This is a genomic window from Streptomyces sp. NBC_01450 (genome assembly GCF_036227505.1).
Classification (GTDB): Bacteria; Actinomycetota; Actinomycetes; order Streptomycetales; family Streptomycetaceae; genus Streptomyces.
Genome location: NZ_CP109480.1, coordinates 1,520,968 through 1,540,940, shown reverse-complemented (window position 1 = coordinate 1,540,940; position 19,973 = coordinate 1,520,968). Strand labels below are relative to the sequence as shown.

Genomic DNA, 19,973 nt, shown 5'->3' with positions numbered 1-19,973 from the left:
GCGCGGCGGCGACGAGCGTGTTGCCCGCGTTGGTGGTGTAGCCGTTCTTGACGCCGATCAGGCCCGGATAGCGCTCCACCCCGTCGGCGCCGGTCAGCAGCCGGTTGGTGTTCTGGATCTCGTACGGGTAGCCGTCGCCGGGGAAGGAGGCCTGGGCGGTGGAGCAGTAGCGCGCGAACTCCGCGTTGCGCAGGCCGGCCCGTCCGAAGACCGCGAGGTCGTACGCCGACGAGACCTGGCCGGGGGAGTCATAGCCGTCGGGTGACTTGACGTGGGTGTCGAGGGCGCCCAGTGAGCGGGCCTTGGCCTGCATCCGGTCGGCCGTCCGCTGCCAGCCGCCGTTCATCGCGGCCAGTACGTGCACGGCGTCGTTGCCGGAGTTGAGGAAGACGCCGCGCCACAGGTCGGACACGCGGTAGGTGTGCCCCGGGGCCACGCCCACCAGGCTGCTGCCGTCGCCGATGCCCTCGAGTTCCTCCTCCTTGACGGTGTGCTGGATGCCGCTGGGCAGCGCCGGGAGCACGGTGAGCGCGAACAGGGTCTTGAGGGTGCTGGCGGGCGGCAGCTTGCGGTGCGCGTCGTGCGCGGCGAGCACCTCGCCGGTTTGTGAGTCGGCCACCAGCCAGGACAGTGCGGAGATGTCCGGCAGCTCGGGGGCGTCGGACCGTGTTCGTACCTGGGTCCCGGCCCGCTGGAGGTAGGGCGGCTGGGAGGCCGCGGCCCTCGGCAGGCCGCTACCCGGGCTGGCGAGGGCCGGACTCGGCGCGAGGGCCAGTGCTCCGGCCACACAGAGGGCGGAGCAGGAGAGGGCGGTCAAGGAGGCGACCGTGCGGGATGCGCATCCGATTGTCATACCGTCAACGTAGGAACGGAGTCGCCGTGTGCCGGGGTGCCAGGCCCGGGGCGAGGGGATGCACTACCCGGATGCCGCACGCGGGGAGGTCCAAGGCGGGTGGTCCGGGGCCGAGGTCCCGTGCGGTGGAGGCGGCCGAGGGCCGGCGCGGTGGAGACGGGCCGGGGGCCGGCGCGGTCGATCCGGAGTGGGGGTCAGGCGGTGGGCAGGGTCGGCTGGACCTGACGCAGGAAGGCCGCGTTGTCCGGGGTGGCGCGCAGCCGCTCCAGGAGGGTTTCCAGGGCGGCCTGGCCGTCCCGGGTCTGCAGGGCGCGTCGCAGGCCGCGTACGGTCGTCAACTCGGCCCCGGGCAGGAGCAGTTCCTCTCGGCGGGTGCCGGACGGGATGATGTCCACGGCGGGGAACAGGCGCCGTGAGGCGAGGGTCCGGTCGAGGCGGAGCTCCATGTTGCCGGTGCTCTTGAGCTCCTCGAAGAAGTAGTCGTCGGCGCGGGAGCCGGTCTCCACCAGGGCGGTGGCGAGGATGGTGAGCGAGCCGCCCCCCTCGGCGAGGCGCGCGGCGCCGAAGAACCGCTTGGGGCCGTGCACCGCGGCGGCGTCGACACCGCCGCTGAGGGTGCGGCCACCGGAGGCGGCCGCGTTGTTGTGGGCCCGGCACAGCCGGGTGAGCGAGTCCATCAGGATGACGACGTCCTCGCCCTGTTCGACGAGCCGCTTGGCGCGCTCGACGACGAGCTCGGCGAGGGCGATGTGCTGCTTCGGCGTCTTGTCGAAGGTCGAGGCATAGACCTCGCCGCGGACGGAGCGCCGCATGTCGGTGACCTCTTCGGGCCGCTCGTCGAGCAGCAGCACGATCAGACGGCATTCGGGGTGGTTGCCCGCGACGGCGGCGGCCAGCTGCTGGAGCAGCACCGTCTTGCCGGTCTTGGGCGGGGCGACGATCAGGCCGCGCTGGCCCTTGCCGACGGGCGAGACCAGGTCGACGACGCGTCCGGCCATGCCGCTCGCCGGGTGCTCCAGGCGGAGCCGGTCGCGGGGGTGCAGCGGGGTGAGGTCGCGGAAGTGCGGGCGGCGGCGCAGCTCTTCGGGGGTGCGGCCGTTGATCCGCTCGACCTCGGCGAGAGCGCGGGGTCCGCCGCGTACGCCTTCGACGGTGTCGCCCTTGCGCAGGCCGTGACGGCGGATCAGCGCGGCGGAGACCTGGACGTCGGTCGGCGTGGGCAGGCAGCTCTCGGGGGCGCGCAGGTACCCCTGCCCGTTGTGCGCGATGTCCAGGACACCGGTGGCGTGGGCCGGGAGCTGCTTCTGTACAGGAGGGTGTTCGAGTGTGGTGGTCATGAGAGGGGGTCCTTTCGAGGACGGATTCATGAGGTCATGAGGAAGGGAGGGGATGTGCCGGGGAGGCGGCGTGCTCACGCGTCCGTGCGGCGGGGAAGATCACCTGAAGGAGCTACGGGTGACCGCGCTCAGGAGGTGATACGAAGAAGCTGCTCGCCCGGTCCGAATATGACGGGCGCGTCAGCGAAAGAAGGAGAATCAGCACCGGCGCCCGAGACGGGGCATACTCAAGTGCTGACCGAAGGCTACCACGGCTTGAGCCGAATCGGCTGTGATCCGTCTCTCAGCGGCTCGCCAGGAGGCCGTATAGCAGCGGAATGCGTGGCTCGCCCTCCGGCAGACGCCACCAGCCGGACGGCGTACGGACCATCTGCGGCCAGCGCGGCCAGGGAAGTTCGGCGCTCTCCCGAAGCCGGCGGATACCGAGTCCCGCTCCTGTCAACGCGTTGACGACCTCGTCCATTCCGTGCATCCACTCGTAACTGTCGGTCGCGCCCTCGACGGCCGGGCCGTCGGTGTACGTGTAGGTCGCGTTCCGGTGCACCGCGTCCCGGCCGCCCAGGTAGTCGTGGCGCAGCAGCAGTTCGGTGCCCTCGCCCTCGCCGGGCTTGGGACCCAGCGCGTTGAGCAGCGGATGGAACTCGGCGATGTACAACCGCCCTCCCGGCCGCAGCAGTCGAGCGACGACGGCGGCCCAGCGGTCCAGGTCGGGCAGATAGCACAGGGAGCCCTTGCCGGTGTAGACCACGTCGAACCGCCGCCCGTCCAGGGCCTCGACGGCGTCGTACACATTGGCCCGTACGTAGGTCACGTCGGCGCCCGCCCGTGCCGCGATGTCGGCCGCGGCCACCACGGACGCCTCGGAGATGTCCAGTCCGACGGCCCGCGCGCCGCGCTGGGCGAAGGCGATCGTCTCGGTGCCGAGGTGACACTGGAGGTGGAGCACATCACGGTCGGCCAGCTCGCCGAGGTCCTCCCACTCGAAGGCCGCGAACCAGCGGGCCGGGTCGAGCTTCTCGCTCAGCCCGTAGAACCGGCTGGCGAGATGGACGGGGGTCCGCGCGTCCCAGTTGGCCTGGTTGGCCCGCATCATCCGCTCGTGCTCGTCGGTCATGGAACCATCCAACCGTGCACTCGGACGGATCGGGGAGAAGAACCGCGGATCGGCGTGTACGTCATCGCTGTCGGACCCCGCGGTCGAGCGGGCAGAATCCTTCGTCGTAACGGCTCGCAGCGCGTACGCCCGACTCCCCGCCCCCCCAAAGGAGACCTCCGGTGGACCCCTCTCCCGTCGCACCGCACCGCATGGACCCGGCCGGCGGCTGCCCGCACGCAGACAATGCGCGGCTGCTGGAGCGGAGCGCCGTCGCGGCGGTGGTGCTGCCCGGTGAGGTGGAGGGGATGGCGGTGCTCGGGCACGAGGCGTTGAAGGAGTTCCTCGGGCATCCCGAAGTCGCCAAGGGCGCCGAGCACTTCACCGAGTTGCGGGAGGGGCGGATAGCGCCCGGGTGGCCGCTCGCGACCTTCGCGACCGTACGCGGGATGACGACCGCGGACGGCGAGGACCACCGGCGGCTGCGGTCGCTGGTGAGCAAGGCGTTCACCGCGCGGCGGGTCGAGGAACTGCGGCCCCGGATCGAGGAGTTGACGGCCCGACTGCTCGACGACCTCCAGGTGGCGGCCGAGCGGGACGGCGGAGTCGCCGATCTGCGGCGGCACTTCGCGATGCCGCTGCCCATGGGGGTCATCGGCGAACTGCTCGGGGTGGACGCGGAGTACCGCGACCGGCTGCACCACCTGTCGAACCAGGTCGTCGCCACCGACATCGGCCCGGAGAAGGCCCTGGCGGCCAACCGTGAACTCGTCGCCGTGCTCGCCGCCGTGGCCGCCGCGCGCGGCGAGCGGCCGGGCGAGGACCTCACCAGCGCGCTGATCGCCGCCCGGGACGAGGAGGGCGACCGGCTCGGCCAGGAGGAGCTCATCGGCACCCTGGTACTGATGATCATCGCCGGGCACGAGACCACGCTCAACCTGCTCACCAACGCCGTACGGGCGCTGTGCGGCCATCGGGACCAGCTGGAGCTGGTCCTGAGGGGCGAGGGAGGGGTGGGCTGGGCCGACGTGGTCGAGGAGACCCTGCGCTGGGACGCGCCCGTCAGCTACTTCCCCTTCCGCTATCCGGTGCGGGACCTGACCGTCGACGGCACGGTGATCCCCAAGGGGACGCCCGTGCTGGCCGGTTACTCGGCGGCGGGTCGTGACCCGGCCGTGCACGGCCCGGACGCCGACCGCTTCGACGTCACCCGGCCCACCAGGCCCGGCGCCACCCGGCACCTCTCCCTCGGGCACGGCGCCCACTACTGCCTCGGTGCCCCGTTGGCGCGTATGGAGGCGAGCATCGCCCTGGAGCGGCTGTTCACCCGTTTCCCCGACCTCGACCTCGCCGTGACGGAGGCGGAACTCACCCGGGACGCCAGTTTCGTCGGCAACAGCGTGCGGGCACTTCCGGTGCGGCTCGGCACCTCCCGCGGCTGACCGCGCGCATACCGACCCACGACACCCCGCCGCATACCAGCCATACGACACCGCGATGGCCCTGAGCCGACCCATTTCTTGTTCTGGGCAATGGCCGTCCCTACGCTTCCAGCACCGCACACCGGCGGCACTGGACAAGGGACATGGCAATCATGGGTCGACTGGCCGGAAAAATCGCCTTCATCAGCGGAACGGGGGCCGGAATAGGGCGGGCCGCGGCCCAGGTATTCGCCGCGGAAGGCGCCACCGTATTCGGCTGCGACCTCGATGCCGACGCCGCCGCGGAAACGGTGGAACTCGTGGAGAAGGCCGGCGGCGTCATGAGCTCCCTCGCCCCGGTCGACCTCTCCACCGAGGCGGGCGCCCGCGCGTGGATCGACGCGGGGATCGAGGCCCTCGGCGGGATCGACATCCTCTACAACAACGCCTCCGCGCTGCGGAACGGACCGTTCGAGACCATGCCGGCCGAGGACTGGTACTTCACCATCAAGAACGAGCTCGACATCCCGTACTTCTGTACGCGGGCGGCCTGGCCGCACCTGATCGCCCGCGGCGGCGGCGCCGTCCTCAACGTCGCCTCCGTGGCCGCCGTCCGGGGCGCCCCCTTCATGCCGATGGTCCCGCACGGCGCCGCCAAGGGCGGGGTACTGGCGATGAGCATGCACCTGTGCGCGGCGGGCGCCCCGCACCACATCCGGGTCAACACCATCGCCCCCGGCATGACCCGCACCTCCGCGACCGCGCCCTTCCTCGACGACCCCGACGGACCGAAGGCGCAGCTGGAGGCGCGGATCCCGGTGGGCCGGGTGGGCGAGCCCGAGGACATCGCGCGCGCCGCCGCCTTCCTCTGCTCCGACGAGGCGGCGTTCGTCAACGGCGCCAACCTGATGGTCGACGGCGGCGACAGCGCGATGGCCGGCTGAGCGCCGGTGACCGTCCGACTCGACCACGTGGGCGTCAACGTACACGATCTGTCCGCCCAAACCGCCTGGTACCAGGCGGCGTTCGGGCTCAGAACCGTCTTCGAGTTCGCCCTCGAAGGACCCGGTCTGAGCGCCGTCGTCCTGGAGCATCCGCACGGCTGGCGGATCGAACTCCTCGCCAGGCCCGGATCCACCCCTGGGCTGCGGGCCCCGGACCCGCTCACCGCCGCCCTCACCGAGGGATACGGGCACTTCGCGGTCACCACCCCCGAACTCGACCCCGTCTACGCGGCTTTGGTGGCCCACGGAGCGGGCGCGGCCATGAAACCGGGACCTTCCCCCGAACCCGGTATTCGCATGGCCTGGGTCACCGACCCCGAGGGAAATCTCATCGAACTCATAGAGAAAAACGCAGAGTGAGGGCACGCACGATGACGGATTCGATCTCCACGAGCTCTTTGAAGAAACTCGACCTCGGAACACTCATAGCCTGCTGTCTCGCGGTCGCCGCCGCGCAACTGTGCATTACCGTTCCGTCCCCCATCAATGGCGAGATCCAGGCCGCCTTCGGGGCATCGGGTTCCCAGGTCGCCTGGGTCACCTCCGCCTTTATTCTCCCCACCGCCATTCTTGAACTGAATTTCGGTGTGGTCGGAGACCTCTTCGGGCGCAAGCGCCTCTTGGTGCTCGGCGGGCTCGTCCTGGCGATCGGGGAACTCCTCAACGCCACCTCCCAGAACATCACCATGATGTGGACCGGGCAGGCGCTGGCCGGTATCGGCGCCGCCGCGCTCTTCCCGAGCTCCCTCGCGGTCATCGCGGCCGCCACCCCCGACGGGAAGGACCGTGCCAAGGCGGTCTCGACCTGGGCGCTCAGCATCTCCCTCGCCTCCGCGGTGGGACCGCTGTCCTCCGGTGTGCTCGCCACCGTCGCCGACTTCCGCTGGGCGTTCGTGCCGCCCGTCGTCCTCGGACTGGCGGTCGCGGTCGCCTGCTGGAAACTGGTCACCGACTCCAAGGCCCCCGAGGGCCGCGCCCTGGACTGGCCGGGCCAGATCACCATCGCCGTCGGCCTCACTGCCCTGCTCTGGGGCATCATCGAGGGCGGCGACCGCGGCTGGGGCAGCGCGGCGATCGTCGGCTCGCTGGCCCTCGCCGCGGTGGCCCTCGTCGGCTTCGTCATCGCCGAGACCCGCGCCGCCTCGCCCATGTTCAACCTGGACCTGTTGAAGATCCCGTCCTTCGCCGCGGCGGCCGTTGTCGCCCTGGCCGGCATGTTCGGCTTCATCGGCACCGCGTACTGCGTCTCCATCCGCCTCGGCGCCGTGATGCATCTGAGCGCGCTGCGCGCGAGCATGCCGTTCGTGATCCTGCAGCTGATCCCGCTGCTGCTGGCACCGGTGCTCAGCCGGATGCTCACCCGCGTCGACGCCCGCTGGCTGCTGATGGGCGGACTGCTGCCGATGGCCGCGGGACAGTTCTGGATCGCCGCGCTCCCCATCACCACGACCTCCCTCGCCGCCTTCATCGGCCCGGTACTGCTGCTGGGCATCGGCTTCATCTGCGTCGTCTCCTCACTGACCTCGGCCGCCGTGAACGCCGTACCGATCCACATGACCGGCATGGCCAGCGGCGCCACCAGCCTGGTCCGCGAGTTCGGCCAGGGCCTGGGCCCCGCCGTCATCAGCACCATCGCGATGAGCGCCGCCTCCTCCGCCCTGGTGGGCAAGCTCAAGGGCGCGGACGCGGGCATGGAGGCCGCCGCGGGCCCGCTCGCCGTCGTCAACGCGGGCAGCGACAGCGCCAGGGCCGCGGCGCAGACCGCGCTCGGCCACGGCATGGCCCTCGGCGTGGTGATCTGCGGCTGCGCGTCCCTGCTCGGCGCACTGGTCACCCTGCTGCTGGTGCGCAAGAACACCGCCCGAGCGGAGGTCGGCGCCACGGGTGAGCCGTCGGTGCGGACGGCGACCGCGTAGCGCGGATCCTCACGAAGAGGCCGGGGCCCGGGCCCCGGCCTCTTCGTGCGTCCAGGGTGTCGATTCGGCGCGGTCCCGTTCGTCGGTGGGGTGTAGGAAGTTCATGAGCACCGGGAGGAACCATGAAGTACATGCTGCTGGTCTGCGGCGACGACTCCGCCGACGCGTCGGGCATGGCGCCCGTGGAGCCGTGGGTCGAGGAGCTCGGCGAAAGCGGTGTCCGTCTGCACGGCCACCGCCTGCGGCTGCCCTCGGACGCCGTCACCGTGCGGGTCCGCGGTGGCGAGGTGCTGCGCACCGACGGGCCGTTCGCGGAGACGAAGGAGTACGTCGCCGGATACGACATCCTCGAGTGCGACAGTATGGAAGAGGCCGTCGAGGCGGCCGCCAAGCACCCCGTGGCGTCCGTCGGGGCCATGGAGGTGCGCGCGTTCTGGGAGGACGAGGACGCCGAAGGGGAGATCCGCCGGCTCGACGACGAGCTGACGGCGGCCTTCCGTGAGCGGGACATCGACCGGAGGCTGGCCTGCCACACGCCGGACACGGAGGTCTTCCACCCCATGAGCGGCCTGGAGGAAGGCGGAATCGACGCCCTCCGCAAGGCCCAGGAGTGGTTCTACTCCACCGTGACCGGACCCGTGCGCCGCGAGGTGCTCGCCTTCCGTCTCCGCGTCGACGAGAGCGTCGCCTTCAGCCACGGACTCGTCCGGATCCGGGGCACGTTCACCACGGGCGAGCCGCTGGACAGCACGGCGCGCGTGACGACCGGCTACCGTGCGGTGGGAGACCGTTGGCTGATCGCCCACGAGCACGCGTCGGTCGCGTTCGACTCGGGCATCGAGGAGGGCCGGTCATGAAGTACGTCCTGTTCATCTGCACCCCCGTCGGCGGCGAGGAACTGAGCCCCGAGGAGATCGCCGACGACCCCCGCTTCACCTCGTACATCGACGAGGTCCGAAGCCGCGACATCGTCAAGGGCGGCGCGCGCCTGCGGCCGTCCACCGACGCCACCACCGTCCGCGTCCAGGGCGACGAAGTCCTGCTCAGCGACGGGCCGTTCGTGGAGTCCAAGGAGTACGTGGCCGGCATCGACATCATCGAGGTCGCCGACCTCGACGAGGCCATCTCGCTCGCGTCCCGGCATCCGGCGGCGCTGGCCGGCGGCTCGGTCGAGGTGCGGCCGGTCTGGGAGTGAACGGCATCGGCGACGTGGAGGCGGCGGTCGCCGCCGCCTTCCGCGAGGAATGGGGCCAGGTCGTCGCCACCCTGATCCGGGTGACCGGCGACTGGGACCTCGCCGAGGAGTGCGCGCAGGACGCCTTCGCCCAGGCCCTGGACCGGTGGCGGCGCGACGGAGTGCCGCGCCGCCCCGGCGCCTGGCTGACCACGACCGCGCGCCACCGGGCCCTGGACGTACTGCGCCGGGAGGCGGTGGGCGCTCAGAAACTGCGGGAGGCGGCGGTGCTGGCACGGGACGACGGGCCCAGCGACCCGGAGTACGACGGCGACGACAGCGGCGTCCGGGACGACCGCCTGCGCCTGATCTTCACCTGCTGCCACCCGGCGCTCCCCATCGAGGCCCGGGTGGCGCTGACCCTGCGCACCCTCGCCGGGCTCACCACCCCCGAGATCGCCCGCGCCTTCCTGGTGCCCGAAGCGACCATGGCGCAGCGCCTGGTGCGCGCCAAGCGGAAGATCCGCAACGCGGGCATCCCCTACCGCGTACCGCCCGCGCATCTGCTGCCCGAACGCACCACCGGCGTCCTCGGCGTGGTCTACCTGCTCTTCAACGAGGGGTACGCCGCCACGTCCGGCGCCGACCTGATGCGCACGAACCTCTGCGCGGAGGCCATCCGGCTCGCCCGTGTCCTGGCCCGCCTGATGCCCGACGAACCCGAGGTGCTCGGTCTGCTGGCCCTCCTGCTGCTGCACGACGCCCGGCGCGCCACCCGGGTGGACCCGACGGGCGAGCTGGTGACGCTGGAGGACCAGGACCGTACGGCCTGGGACAGGGCCGCCGTCGACGAGGGCGCCGCCCTTCTGGAGACCGCCCTGCGGCGCGGCCGTCCGGGGCCCTACCAGATCCAGGCCGCGATCGCCGCCTGCCACACCACCGCCGCGACGGCCGAGGACACGGACTGGGCCGACATCGCCGCGCTGTACGGGGAACTGGCGCGCTTCGTGCCCTCCGCCGTGGTGCGGCTCAACCGTGCCGTGGCGGTGGGCATGTCAGAGGGCCCGGAAGCGGGGCTGGCGCTCGTCGCGGAGCTGGAGCGGGAGGGCGAGCTGGACGGCTACCACCTGCTGCCCGCCACCCGCGCGGATCTGCTGCGCCGCATGGGACGCCCGGCGGAGGCGGCCGAGGCGTACGGCCGGGCGCTGGAGCTCGTGGAGAACGCGGCCGAGCGGCGCTTTCTGGAAAAGCGGCTCGCGGAGTGCCGACCGGAGCAGGACCCGTCCGTCGACCGGGCGGTCACACGGCGTCGAGGGCGTTCGTGATCGCCTTCACCCCGCCGTGCGCCGAGTAGCCGCCGTCCACGGTGATCTCCGCGCCGTTCACGTACGACGACTCGTCGGAGAGCAGATAGACCACCAGAGGCGCCACCTCCTCGCAGCTGCCCGGGCGGCCCTGCGGAGTCATCGAGAGGTGTGCCCGGGTGAAGACCGGGTTCGCCGTCGCCATCAGGGGAGTCTCGATGTAGCCGGGGTGGATGAGGTTCGTACGGATGCCGCGCGGCGCCAGTTCCAGCGCGGCCACCTTGGACAGGCCCCGCAGCGCCCACTTGCTCGCCGTGTACGCGACCGCGTGATGGGCGGTGAGAGCGGCCACCGAGCCGACGTTCACGATCGAGGCCCCGGCCGGCATCAGCGGGGCGAGGGCCTGGATGCCGAGCATCGGGCCGGTGGTGTTCACCGCGAACGCCCGGTTCCAGTCGGCGAGTTCGACCGCGCCGAGACGGGCGCGCATGGGGATCCCGGCATTGTTGACCAGCCCGTGCACGGCCTCCAGGGAGCTCGCCAGGGCCGCCCAGTCCGCCGGCGACGACACGTCCAGGTGGTGGTAGCGCACGTCGAGGCCGTCGGCGCGCAGGGCGGCGGCGAGCTTCTCGCCGGGCTCGTCGAGGACGTCCGTCGCGACGACCGAGGCCCCCTCGTGGGCCGCGGCCGCCACCTCCACGGCTCCCTGGCCCTGTGCGGCTCCGGTGATGACGACGGTACGACCGGCCAGGCGCGTGCGGCTCACGGCATCCTCCAAGGGGGTGGGGGTTCGCTCCCCACACTAGGAAGCCGGGGCCAGCTCCGGAAACGCGCGTTCGCCATGGCTGGCATCCACGTCCGCGATCTGCGTGGGCGCGGGATCGTCCAGCGACGCGCCCACCTTGCGGACCGTCTCCCGCAGCCACCGGTGCGCGGGATCCGCGTGCCGGTTGTGGTGCCAGTACATGGCCTCCACGAGCGGCACGTCCGGGAACGGTGTCGGTACGACGGCACAGCGGGCGAAGCCCTCGTAGCGCCGGGCGAGCCGCTCGGGCACCAGGGCGACCAGGTCGGTGCCGCTCACCAGGAACGGCAGCACATTGAAACCGGGCGTGCTGACCTGCACCCTGGGCGTGATGCCGAGCGTCTCCAACTGGCGGTCGGCCGGTGTGAGCTTGCCGATGCCGCACGCGGCGTGCGGCATCTCCGCCAGGTCGCGCAGGGCGAGTCGTCCGTCCACCAGGCGCGGGCTGCCGGGGTCGACGAGACACACGAACCGGTCGTGCATCACGGCCTCGCTGACGCCCGGCAACTGGTACCCGAGCGGCACGATCATCAGGTCGTGACAGCGCAGATGGGTCTCCGTCTCCAACTGTCCGTCCACGATGGGGTGGAAGTCGATGCGGACGCCCGGCGCCTCCTGCGCGATGGCCCGCAGCAGTGGCTCCACGAACACCGTCATCACGTAGTCCGACATCACCACCGAGAAGCGCTGCCGGCTGCGCGACGGCTCGAAGTGCCGGGTCAGCGACAGCGCTTCCTCGGCCTTGTGCAGGGAGGCCTGGACGACCGGCAGCAGGCGCTCCGCGAGCGGCGTCAGCTCGTACTCGCGGCCCACCCGTATCAGCAGCTCGTCGTTGAAGTGCCGCCGCAGCCGGGCCAGCGAGCCGCTCATCGCGGACTGGCTGGTGGACAGCCGCACCCCCGCGTGGGTGACGTTCTTCTCCTCCAGGAGGGCTTCCAGCGCCACCAGAAGATTCAGGTCGATCGCTCCGAGACCCATGGGTGTTTCCTTCCGGCCGCGTCGTTGAAGCTCGGTGGAAGGGGAGCGTAACGACCGGGTTCCCGCCGGGGAAAGGTCCTGGGGTGAACTCACAGGGATCCGATGGCTGCCATCGGATCCCTGGATGTACGCAGGTCGAAAGGGGTACGGAGGACTACGGCCGGGGCGTGCGACCGCGCTTGCGGGCCCGCGGAAGGTACACGTCCGTGCGTCCGGGGACGATCCGGTTGGAGACGCTGCCGAGGCGCTCCACGGTGAGCGTCACCTCGTCGCCGGGCTTCAGGGGCGGCGGCGTACGGTCTCCGACGCGCCCCCAGAACTCCGCGAGCGCCCCCCAGCCGCAGGTGCCCGAGCCGAGGATGTCGCCGGGGCGCACCCAGGTGTCGCGGGCGGCATAGGCGACCATCTCCTCGAAGGTCCAGGAGACGTTGGCGAGCGTGTCGCGGCCGATCAGCTCGCCGTTGAGGGTGACCGTCATCTCCAGGTCGAGGAAACCGTCCGGGTCACGCCGGTCCGCCACCTCGTCGGCCGTGACCAGGTACGGGCCGAGGGTGTTCGCGAAGTCCTTGCCCTTGGAGAAGCCGAGCCCGAGGTTCTTCTCCGGTTTCTGCAGGTCGCGGGCCGACCAGTCGTTGAAGACGAGATAGCCGACGATGTGCTCGCGGGCCTGCTCGGGCGTGAGGTCCCGGCCCGCGCGGCCGACGACCGCGCCCACCTCCAGTTCGAAGTCGAGCACCGAGCAGCCCGCCGGCACGGGAACGTCGTCGTGCGCGCCGTAGGCCGCGTGCGGGTTGGTGAAGTAGAAGTTCGGCGCCCGGTACCACTCCTCAGGCACGTGCTCCAGGCCGTCCAGCGATTTGGCGACCCCCTCGATGTGCGCCTCGAAACCGACGAAGTCCCGGATGGACGGCGCCTTCAGCGGGGGCAGCAGCCGTACCTGATCCACCGTCAAGTCACTGTCGACGGTGAGCGCTTCGCCGCCGGCGGCATGCAGCGCCTCCTGCTCGACGAGCGACAGGACGGTGGTGCCGGGCGGCAGCGGATGGATGGTCCCGTCCCGGACGACCCCGGCGCGCTCCACGCCCTCGTACGCGTATGTCGTGAACCGCATGTCCTATCGCTCCCAGTCGTTGGTGTTGGTGACGGCTTCGGCGCTCAGATGGCCCACGAAGAGGCCCTTGGGGTCGCGAGCCGCCCGGATCTCCTGAAGCCGCTCCCACTGCGCGTCTCCCATGAACCTCAGCTGCCGCACGGTGAAGTCGCAGTCCCCGAGGTACTGGCCCGCGGTCACCGGCCGCATCGCCGCCATCGCCCCGTCGAGCCAGCCGCGCAGCTCGGCGTCGCGCTCGGGATCGTCGTGGACGACGTAGGTGGCGCAATAGATCTCGGACTGCAACGAGAAGGCCATGTCCGGGAGTTCGCGCAGCGGGGCCATCGAGAACCAGATGGTGAAGGTCTGCCGGGTCGGCTGCTCGGTGAACGCCTTGCGGATCGCGGGCACGACCTGGTCGGCGGATCCGGTCAGCCAGGCGTTGTCGACGAGATAGCGATGTCCCTCGGGGTTGGCGAGGCGCTGGCCCTGGAGCTGCTCGGCGAACGTCGTCGGCCGCGCCTCGATCCGCAGCAGCGCCCGGTCCGCGTACGGATTGGAGTGCAGCGGGGCCAGCGCCTCGGCGGCCTGCTCGGCGGTGTCGGTCATCGACACGCCCGTGACCAGCAGCACCGGCCCCTCCCCGGCGGGCGGGGTCTGTGTCAGGGCGACGATCTCGACCAGGTCGGAGACGGTGTGGTGCATGCCGTGCAGCCAGGTCATGACCTCGTCGAAGAGGGCGAGCGGGTAGGCGTGCACGGTGTGCGCCAGCTGCTTCGGCAGCGGGCGGGTGCGCAGATGGAAGCGGGTGACGACCCCGAAGAAGCCCGGGCCCGCGCCTCGCGCCGCCCAGAACAGGTCGCTGTGGTGCGTCTCGTCGGCGTGCACCAGCTCGCCCTCGGCGGTGACGACGTCGATCGCGACGACGTTCTCGGCCGCCCAGCCCCAGCCGCGCGCGTTCCAGCCCTGCCCGCCCTGGAGCAGAAAGCCGCCGATGCCGACGGAGGGACAGTGCCCGCCGTTGAAGAAACGGCCGAACCGCGCGAGGTACGGGTTGAGTTCGTCGCCGCCCTTGACGCCGGGCGTCGCCGTCACGATCCCGGTCCGCGGGTCGTACGCCATCTCGCGCAGGCCCCCGAGGTCGATCAGCAGCGCGTCCTCGCGCACCGACCAGGCGGCCCAGCTGTGCCCGCCGGAGCGGACGGCGACCTGCCAGCCCCGCTCCAGGGCGAGTCGTACGCCGGCGACGACGTCCTGTTCGGACTCGGCCATGAGGACGGCGGCGGGGACGCGGTCCGACGGGCGGCGGGCGTTGAAGACCCGTCCGAAACACGCCTCCTCGAAGTCCTCCTCGCCGGGGAGGTGGAGGGCGCCGGTGAATCGGCCGCGGCTCACGCGCGCACTCACTTGACCGCGATCGGGTTGACGGGGGCGCCCACCGCGCCGGTCACCGGCAGCGGCGCCGCGACCAGCAGGAACTCGTGGACGCCGTCGGCCGCGCAGTCCTCGGCCAGTTCCTCCAGGTCCCACATCTCCCCGAGCGGGAGGCCCATGTTGGGGATCGCGATCTGGTGCAGCGGGGACATCGCGGGCTGGGCGAACTCATGCGGGCGTACTTCGAGGCCCCAGGTGTCGGAGGCGATCGCGGCGATCTCCGTCCGGTGCAGCCAGCCGAGGGTGGTGAAGGAGAGCCCGGGCGCGTCCCCGGCGGCGTACCCACCCCACTCGCCGAGTCGCCGCACCCGCCCCAACTGCCCGGTCCTGATGAGGACGAGGTCGCCGCGGCGTACGGAGGACGTGGCGCCCTGCGCCTCGATGGTGGCGCGCAGGTGCTCCTCCAGGATCGGGAAGCCGTCGGGGAGTTCACCGAGTGCGTCGCCGACCGCGCGGCCCACGTCGAGCAGCACACCGCGGCCGGTGAAGGCGTCCTTCATGTGCTCGATGCCGGTGACCGAGTCGCCGTCGCCGCTCACGATGGTGCACGGACGGCCGTTCCACGCCTGCTTGTTGTCGTAGATGTGGCCGAGGCCGTCCCACTGGGTGGAGGCCTGGAGCGGCATCACCACATGGTCGTCGGCGCCGCCGAAGCCGTGCGGGAAGCCCTGCGTCCCGGCGGCGGCGTCCGAACCGGTGTCCTTCATGTAGTGGACGGGGTTGATCCGCCCCCGGAAGCCGCGCTGCGGGCCCCTCTCGTTGAACTCCTGGGAGAGCGAGAACGACCGGCCGCGCCGGACCAGGCCCGCCGCGTGCGCCCGTATCGCGTCGTCGATGAAATTGAGCGTGCCCAGCACGTCCTCCTCGCCCCAGCGGCCCCAGTTCCGGTAGGCGGAACGGGCTTTGGCGAGCTCTTCCTCGATCGGACCCAGGCTCATCGAGTACGTCCTTTCTGCAGCAGGTCGAGAGCGTTGCCCCCGGCGACGGCGGCACGGTCGGCGGGGGACAGCCCGGCGGCGTCCAGCCGGGCCACCGGATCGTCGACGCCCATGTCGAAGGGGAAGTCCGTGCCGAGGACGACCCGGTCCGCCCCGACCGCCTCGACCAGATGGCGCAGTCCGCCCGGGGTGTAGACGAGCGCGTCGAACCAGATGCGCCGCAGATACGCGCTCGGCGGCTCGACGCAGCCGCGCGCGTCCGTGCGCCGGTGCCAGGCGTGGTCGGAACGGCCGATGTACGTCGGCAGATAGCCCCCGCCGTGCGCGGCGACGAGCCTGAGGTCGGGGAAGCGGTCCAGGACACCGGTGAAGATGAGGTGCGAGAGCGCGACCGTCGTCTCGACGGGTTGCCCGACCGTGTTGCCGAGGTAGTGCGTGGCCAGCCGCTCCCCGAGCGAGCAGCCCCAGGGGTGCACGAAGACGACCGCGCCGAGCTCCTCGGCCCGCTGCCACACCGCGTCGTGCGCGGGGTCCGCGAGTTCCCGTCCGACCACGGTCGTGGACACGCTGATCCCGTACAGGCCGTACTCGGTGACCGCCTTGTCGAGGAGCGCGACCGCGAGGTCCGGATGCTGGAGCGGTACCGTGCCCAGGCCGTACAGCCGCTCCGGCGCCACCTCGCAGTGCGCGGCCACGGCCTCGTTCACCGTGCGCGCCAGGCGTACGGCGAGATCCGCGTCCGCCCAGTAGTGGTGCATCGGCATCGGGCCGACCACCTGGAGGTCGACACCCATCGCGTCCAGCTCGGCGAGCCTGGCCGTGACATCCGTCAACTTCGGTGACAGACGCTGTAGTTGGGCGCGGTTGACGGCAAGTGACGTGGGGGAGTGCGCCCGCTGTTCGGCGGCCAGCTCGGCCGCCAGGCCGGGCGCGTCGGCGCAGAGCGCGTCGGCGGCGGGGACGGCGAGGTGACCGTGGAAGTCCACGACGGGGGCGTTCACGCGGCGGCCGTCAGATAGTCCAGGGTCTCCGACATGATCCGGCCGGGGTCGGCGCCGGGCGTCTCCGGGTGGATCTCCCAGTCGGCGAGCCGCAGCGAGTTCTCCAGCACCACCCGCACCCGGGGCAGCCGGCGCGCCATGAACGTGTCGAGCGCCTCGTCGAGCGGCGCCCCGCCGGTGACGAGCTCCGCGAGCACGACAGCGTCCTCGGCGCACATCGCGGCGCCCTGCGCGATGAGCGGCGGGCAGGCGTGCGCCGCGTCCCCGATGATCACCGTACGGCCCCGGTACCAGGGCTCGTCGACGAGTATCGCCTCGATCCACCGGTAGTCGACCGGGGTGTCCTCCGGCAGCGAGGCGAGGACCCTGCCCCACGTGCCGCCGTACCCGGCGCCCCGCTCGCGCAGCAGCGACAGCGGGACACGCGGGCCGATCAGCGAGGCGTCGAGGTTCTCGTCCAGCAGGTAGGCGTAGCACTGGTCGGGCGAGATCGGGCTGTAGCCGGCCTTGTAGCGCGGGCCGCCGTAGTACACCTCCGCGCAGTCCATCTCGGGTGGACGCCGCGCGACCACCCGGAAGATCGACATGCCGACCGGGCGGGGCCTGGTGGTGATGCCGATCAGCTCCCGCATCCCCGAGTTGATGCCGTCGGCGCCGACCACGAGGTCGTAGCGGCCGGTGGTGCCGTCGGTGAACGTGACGTCCACATGGCCCAGGGACTGGTCGAGCTTCGCCACGCTCAGCGCGAGCCGGACGCGCACCCCCTGCGCGTAGACCGCGTCGCACAGCGCGTCCTGAAGGTCCGAGCGCAGCGCGCCCGCCGTCGAGGGCAGCTCCGCGCCGCCGGTGTGCGGGGTGCGCAGCTCGGCGAGCAGTCCGCCGTCGGCCCGGCGCAGCCGCATCACGTCGAACGGGACGGCCCGGGCGAGCACCCGGTCGAGCACGCCCACGGAGCGCAGCGCCTTGAGCGCGTTGCCCTGGACGGTGATGCCGTGGCCCACACCGAACCACTGGGGCGATATCTCGGCGAGCTCGACCTCCGCGCCCCGCTGGGCGAGCGCGAGCGACAGCACGCTACCGGTGATGCCGCCGCCGACGACGAGCACCTTGTGTACGGGCATGGGCGATCCTTGCGAACGTAGAAGAAGGAGGAGGGGTGCGCTCAGGCGGTGAAGCGGTCGCCGAGCGTGCGGTAGTGCTCGACGGCGGGCGGCGCGGCGAAGAACGGGCCGACCAGGGCACGCCACCGCTGGAAGCGCTCGGAACTGCGGAAGCCGACCGTGTGCGCCTCCACGGACGTCCAGCCGACCAGCAGGAGATAGCGGTCCGGGCGCTCCTCGCAGCGCAGCAGCTCGGTCCAGCGGAACCCGTCGGCCTCGGCGAGCACCTCGCGGGCCTTGTCGAAGACGGCCTCGAAAACTCGCTCACGACCGGCTTCGACGGTCAGCTCGGCATGCTCGACGATCACACTCGCTCCTCAGGTCCGATGGTGCTCCGAGCCTGATCGGACGGTCGTTGCAGGGTCAACGGATCGAGGCATCGACAAGGGGCACGTCATCCATCCCGTACGACGATGGGCCGCTGATCACACGGCCTGGGGGCCCCTGATGGCAGGCATCGCGGATCGCCATTTCCGCCCCGCCCCCGCGCTGCCTAGCGTCGACGGCAAGCCACCCGCCGTACGAGGAGACCACCCGTGCCCGACCGACTCCCTTCCCACGCCGGACCGTTCGCCCTCGGTACCTTCGGGGACGACTCCCGGGTCTTCCCGGGCCTGGTCGTCGGGCCCCGGGTACGTGACCTGTCCGACCTGGCGCCGTCCGTGCGCGCGGTGATCGAGGACTGGGAGGCCCTCTTCCCGCGCCTGGTCGATCGCGCCCAGGAGACCGCCGACGCCTGGTACGACCTCGCCGACCTCCGTGTCCTCGCCCCCATCGAGCCCGGCCAGATTCTGCAGAGCGGAGCCAACTACCGCAAGCACGTGGTGGACCTGGTCGCCGCGGAGAAGGAGAGCGTGCACGGCGCCACACCCGAGGAGGCCCGCGTGGACGCCGAGCGGATGATGGACGAGCGGATCCGCGACGGCGTCCCGTACGTCTTTCTCGGCTCGCCCCGCGCGATCTGCGGCCCGTACGACGACATCGTGCTGCCCGCGCTCGGCGAGCAGCACGACTGGGAGCTCGAACTCGCCCTCGTGATCGGCAGGACGGGCAAGAACATCCCCACCGAGGACGCGATGTCGTACGTCGCCGCCTACACCATCTGCAACGACCTCACCACCCGCGACCGGCTCTACCGGCCCGACCTCAAGGCCATCGGCACCGACTGGTTCACCGCCAAGAACGCCGACACCTTCCTGCCGACCGGCCCCTTCCTCGTACCGGCCGCCTTCGTCGGCAACCCCACCGAAGACGTGGACGTCCGGATCACCCTGCGCCACAACGGGGTCGTGCGCCAGGACGAGTCCACCAAGGACATGATCTTCGACATTCCCCGGCTCATCGCCTATGCCTCCTCGACCACCACCCTGCGCCCCGGCGACCTGCTGCTCACCGGCTCCCCGGCGGGCAACGGCGCCCACTGGGGCGTCTTCCTCAAGCCCGGAGACGTCATGGAGGCGGAGATCACGGGCCTCGGCCACCAGCGCAACACCGTCAGGAGCGGACAGTGACCCCCTTCCAGCCCATCACCCATCTCCGCCATGTCGACCTGGCCGTACCGGACTTCGCCAGGCAGCGTGCCTTCTACGGCACCATCTGGGGCCTGACCGAGGTCGCGAACGACAGCGGGATCGCCTTCTTCGCCGCCGAAGGCAGCCCCGAGCAGTACATCGTCCGCATCCGCGAGGACGAGCGGAAGCGGATGGACCTGGTCGCCTTCGGCGCCGTCTCGCCGGCCGCCGTGGACGAGCTGCATCTGCGGCTCGGGCGGTCCGGAGTCCAACTCATCTGCGAGCCGGGGGCTTTGGACACGCCCGGCGGCGGCTACGGCTTCCGCTTCTTCGACCCGGACGGGCGGGTCGTGGAGGTGTCCGCCGACGTCGAGACGCGCGCACACCGCAGGATCGAGGAGCGCGAGGCGATCCCGGTGCGCCTCTCGCACTGCGTGGTCAACTCCCGGGACCCGCAAGGACTGCGGGACTTCTACGTCCGGCACCTCGGCTTCCGGCTCACCGACACCCTGTACTCGACGCACATGGGCGACCTCATGTACTTCCTGCGGTGCAGCCCGCTCCACCACTCCTTCGCCATCGCGCGCGGCCCTCATGTCTCCCTGCACCACGCCTCGTTCGAGATGCGCGGCGTGGAGGAGTACATGCGCGGCACGGGGCGGGCGCTGCGCGCCGGCACCCGGCTCACCTGGGGCCCGGGCCGCCACCTCGCGGGCGACAACACCTTCTCCTACTTCCACGACCCGCACGGCAACACGGTTGAGTACACGACCGAACTCGCGGTCCTGGAGGAGGACCTGTGGCACCCGGGCCGCCACGACGTGGACGACCCGATCACCCAGGACCAGTGGGGCACCGCCGACCCGATGAGCGAGTCGGTGGCCAAGGAGCAGTTCAACGACCCCGACGTGCTGTTCGTCGCACCCCCCGTGTAGCTCCCGAATGCCGTCAACC

19 protein-coding genes and 1 pseudogene are annotated in these 19,973 nt (G+C 71.4%); 9 read left to right on the top strand and 11 right to left on the bottom strand.

Features of this window, described 5'->3' with window-relative positions; translation table 11 throughout:
* Window positions 1-16: 16 nt before the first annotated feature.
* The 3 genes and pseudogenes from OG568_RS07030 to OG568_RS07020 form a co-directional block, all read right to left on the bottom strand.
* Window positions 17-853, bottom strand: a pseudogene (locus OG568_RS07030) (D-alanyl-D-alanine carboxypeptidase family protein); the annotation flags it as partial.
* Between the two features lie 194 nt (window positions 854-1,047).
* Entirely contained in the window at window positions 1,048-2,190 is a 1,143-nt protein-coding gene (gene rho / locus OG568_RS07025) for a transcription termination factor Rho (protein WP_329530757.1), read from the bottom strand.
* A 283-nt stretch (window positions 2,191-2,473) separates the two neighbouring features.
* Entirely contained in the window at window positions 2,474-3,304 is an 831-nt protein-coding gene (locus tag OG568_RS07020; RefSeq protein ID WP_329530756.1) for a class I SAM-dependent methyltransferase, read from the bottom strand.
* Window positions 3,305-3,495: 191 nt separating this feature from the next.
* On the opposite strand from OG568_RS07020, the gene OG568_RS07015 reads away from it, so the two are divergent.
* The 7 genes from OG568_RS07015 (at window position 3,496) to OG568_RS06985 (ending at window position 10,123) form a co-directional block, all read left to right on the top strand.
* Window positions 3,496-4,725, top strand: a complete 1,230-nt coding sequence (locus tag OG568_RS07015) for a cytochrome P450 family protein (RefSeq protein WP_329536284.1) — start codon at window positions 3,496-3,498, stop codon at window positions 4,723-4,725.
* Between the two features lie 143 nt (window positions 4,726-4,868).
* Window positions 4,869-5,648: an SDR family NAD(P)-dependent oxidoreductase gene (locus OG568_RS07010; protein WP_329530755.1), complete on the top strand. Its 780-nt coding sequence runs from the start codon at window positions 4,869-4,871 to the stop codon at window positions 5,646-5,648.
* A gap of 6 nt (window positions 5,649-5,654) precedes the next feature.
* Window positions 5,655-6,068: a VOC family protein gene (locus OG568_RS07005; protein ID WP_329530754.1), complete on the top strand. Its 414-nt coding sequence runs from the start codon at window positions 5,655-5,657 to the stop codon at window positions 6,066-6,068.
* A gap of 11 nt (window positions 6,069-6,079) precedes the next feature.
* On the top strand, window positions 6,080-7,624 hold the full coding sequence (locus OG568_RS07000; protein WP_329530752.1) for an MFS transporter: 1,545 nt from the start codon (window positions 6,080-6,082) through the stop codon (window positions 7,622-7,624).
* A gap of 122 nt (window positions 7,625-7,746) precedes the next feature.
* On the top strand, window positions 7,747-8,481 hold the full coding sequence (locus OG568_RS06995; protein ID WP_329530751.1) for a YciI family protein: 735 nt from the start codon (window positions 7,747-7,749) through the stop codon (window positions 8,479-8,481).
* Entirely contained in the window at window positions 8,478-8,819 is a 342-nt protein-coding gene (locus OG568_RS06990) for a YciI family protein (protein WP_266425924.1), read from the top strand. Before OG568_RS06995 ends, OG568_RS06990 begins: the two co-directional genes overlap by 4 nt.
* Before the next feature lie 5 nt (window positions 8,820-8,824).
* Window positions 8,825-10,123, top strand: a complete 1,299-nt coding sequence (locus OG568_RS06985; protein WP_443077852.1) for an RNA polymerase sigma factor — start codon at window positions 8,825-8,827, stop codon at window positions 10,121-10,123.
* On the opposite strand, the gene OG568_RS06980 is transcribed toward OG568_RS06985, so the two are convergent.
* The 8 genes from OG568_RS06980 to OG568_RS06945 form a co-directional block, all read right to left on the bottom strand.
* Entirely contained in the window at window positions 10,098-10,868 is a 771-nt protein-coding gene (locus tag OG568_RS06980; RefSeq protein WP_329530749.1) for an SDR family NAD(P)-dependent oxidoreductase, read from the bottom strand. The genes OG568_RS06985 and OG568_RS06980 overlap by 26 nt on opposite strands.
* 36 nt (window positions 10,869-10,904) lie before the next feature.
* The gene (locus OG568_RS06975; protein ID WP_266588860.1) at window positions 10,905-11,885 is read right to left on the bottom strand and encodes a LysR family transcriptional regulator; all 981 of its coding nucleotides are present in this window, start codon (window positions 11,883-11,885) and stop codon (window positions 10,905-10,907) included.
* Between the two features lie 154 nt (window positions 11,886-12,039).
* Window positions 12,040-12,996 (bottom strand): fumarylacetoacetate hydrolase family protein, encoded by a 957-nt coding sequence (locus OG568_RS06970; protein WP_329530748.1) that lies wholly within the window; start codon window positions 12,994-12,996, stop codon window positions 12,040-12,042.
* 3 nt (window positions 12,997-12,999) lie between these two features.
* Complete coding sequence (locus OG568_RS06965; RefSeq protein ID WP_329530747.1) at window positions 13,000-14,370, bottom strand: FAD-binding oxidoreductase; 1,371 nt, start codon at window positions 14,368-14,370, stop codon at window positions 13,000-13,002.
* Between the two features lie 8 nt (window positions 14,371-14,378).
* Window positions 14,379-15,347 (bottom strand): cyclase family protein, encoded by a 969-nt coding sequence (locus OG568_RS06960; protein WP_329530746.1) that lies wholly within the window; start codon window positions 15,345-15,347, stop codon window positions 14,379-14,381.
* Window positions 15,344-16,348, bottom strand: coding sequence for an amidohydrolase family protein (locus OG568_RS06955; RefSeq protein ID WP_329530745.1), 1,005 nt, complete (start codon window positions 16,346-16,348; stop codon window positions 15,344-15,346). The genes OG568_RS06960 and OG568_RS06955 overlap by 4 nt, the downstream gene beginning before the upstream one ends.
* On the bottom strand, window positions 16,345-17,469 hold the full coding sequence (locus tag OG568_RS06950) for an FAD-dependent monooxygenase (protein WP_329530744.1): 1,125 nt from the start codon (window positions 17,467-17,469) through the stop codon (window positions 16,345-16,347). The genes OG568_RS06955 and OG568_RS06950 overlap by 4 nt, the downstream gene beginning before the upstream one ends.
* A 41-nt stretch (window positions 17,470-17,510) precedes the next feature.
* Window positions 17,511-17,816, bottom strand: a complete 306-nt coding sequence (locus OG568_RS06945; RefSeq protein WP_266425902.1) for an antibiotic biosynthesis monooxygenase family protein — start codon at window positions 17,814-17,816, stop codon at window positions 17,511-17,513.
* Window positions 17,817-18,044: 228 nt separating this feature from the next.
* Between OG568_RS06945 and OG568_RS06940 the strand changes: the two genes are divergently transcribed.
* Entirely contained in the window at window positions 18,045-19,019 is a 975-nt protein-coding gene (locus OG568_RS06940; RefSeq protein WP_329530743.1) for a fumarylacetoacetate hydrolase family protein, read from the top strand.
* Complete coding sequence (locus OG568_RS06935; RefSeq protein ID WP_329530742.1) at window positions 19,016-19,954, top strand: VOC family protein; 939 nt, start codon at window positions 19,016-19,018, stop codon at window positions 19,952-19,954. The genes OG568_RS06940 and OG568_RS06935 overlap by 4 nt, the downstream gene beginning before the upstream one ends.
* Window positions 19,955-19,973: the final 19 nt, after the last annotated feature.

What these genes read in the sequence shown, in the direction of transcription:
- rho (WP_329530757.1), bottom strand. Translation starts at nt 2,190, where the DNA reads ATGACCACCACACTCGAACACCCTCCTGTACAGAAGCAGCTCCCGGCC.
- OG568_RS07020 (WP_329530756.1), bottom strand. Translation starts at nt 3,304, where the DNA reads ATGACCGACGAGCACGAGCGGATGATGCGGGCCAACCAGGCCAACTGG.
- OG568_RS07015 (WP_329536284.1), top strand. Translation starts at nt 3,496, where the DNA reads ATGGACCCGGCCGGCGGCTGCCCGCACGCAGACAATGCGCGGCTGCTG.
- OG568_RS07010 (WP_329530755.1), top strand. Translation starts at nt 4,869, where the DNA reads ATGGCAATCATGGGTCGACTGGCCGGAAAAATCGCCTTCATCAGCGGA.
- OG568_RS07000 (WP_329530752.1), top strand. Translation starts at nt 6,080, where the DNA reads ATGACGGATTCGATCTCCACGAGCTCTTTGAAGAAACTCGACCTCGGA.
- OG568_RS06995 (WP_329530751.1), top strand. Translation starts at nt 7,747, where the DNA reads ATGAAGTACATGCTGCTGGTCTGCGGCGACGACTCCGCCGACGCGTCG.
- OG568_RS06990 (WP_266425924.1), top strand. Translation starts at nt 8,478, where the DNA reads ATGAAGTACGTCCTGTTCATCTGCACCCCCGTCGGCGGCGAGGAACTG.
- OG568_RS06975 (WP_266588860.1), bottom strand. Translation starts at nt 11,885, where the DNA reads ATGGGTCTCGGAGCGATCGACCTGAATCTTCTGGTGGCGCTGGAAGCC.
- OG568_RS06970 (WP_329530748.1), bottom strand. Translation starts at nt 12,996, where the DNA reads ATGCGGTTCACGACATACGCGTACGAGGGCGTGGAGCGCGCCGGGGTC.
- OG568_RS06960 (WP_329530746.1), bottom strand. Translation starts at nt 15,347, where the DNA reads ATGAGCCTGGGTCCGATCGAGGAAGAGCTCGCCAAAGCCCGTTCCGCC.
- OG568_RS06950 (WP_329530744.1), bottom strand. Translation starts at nt 17,469, where the DNA reads ATGCCCGTACACAAGGTGCTCGTCGTCGGCGGCGGCATCACCGGTAGC.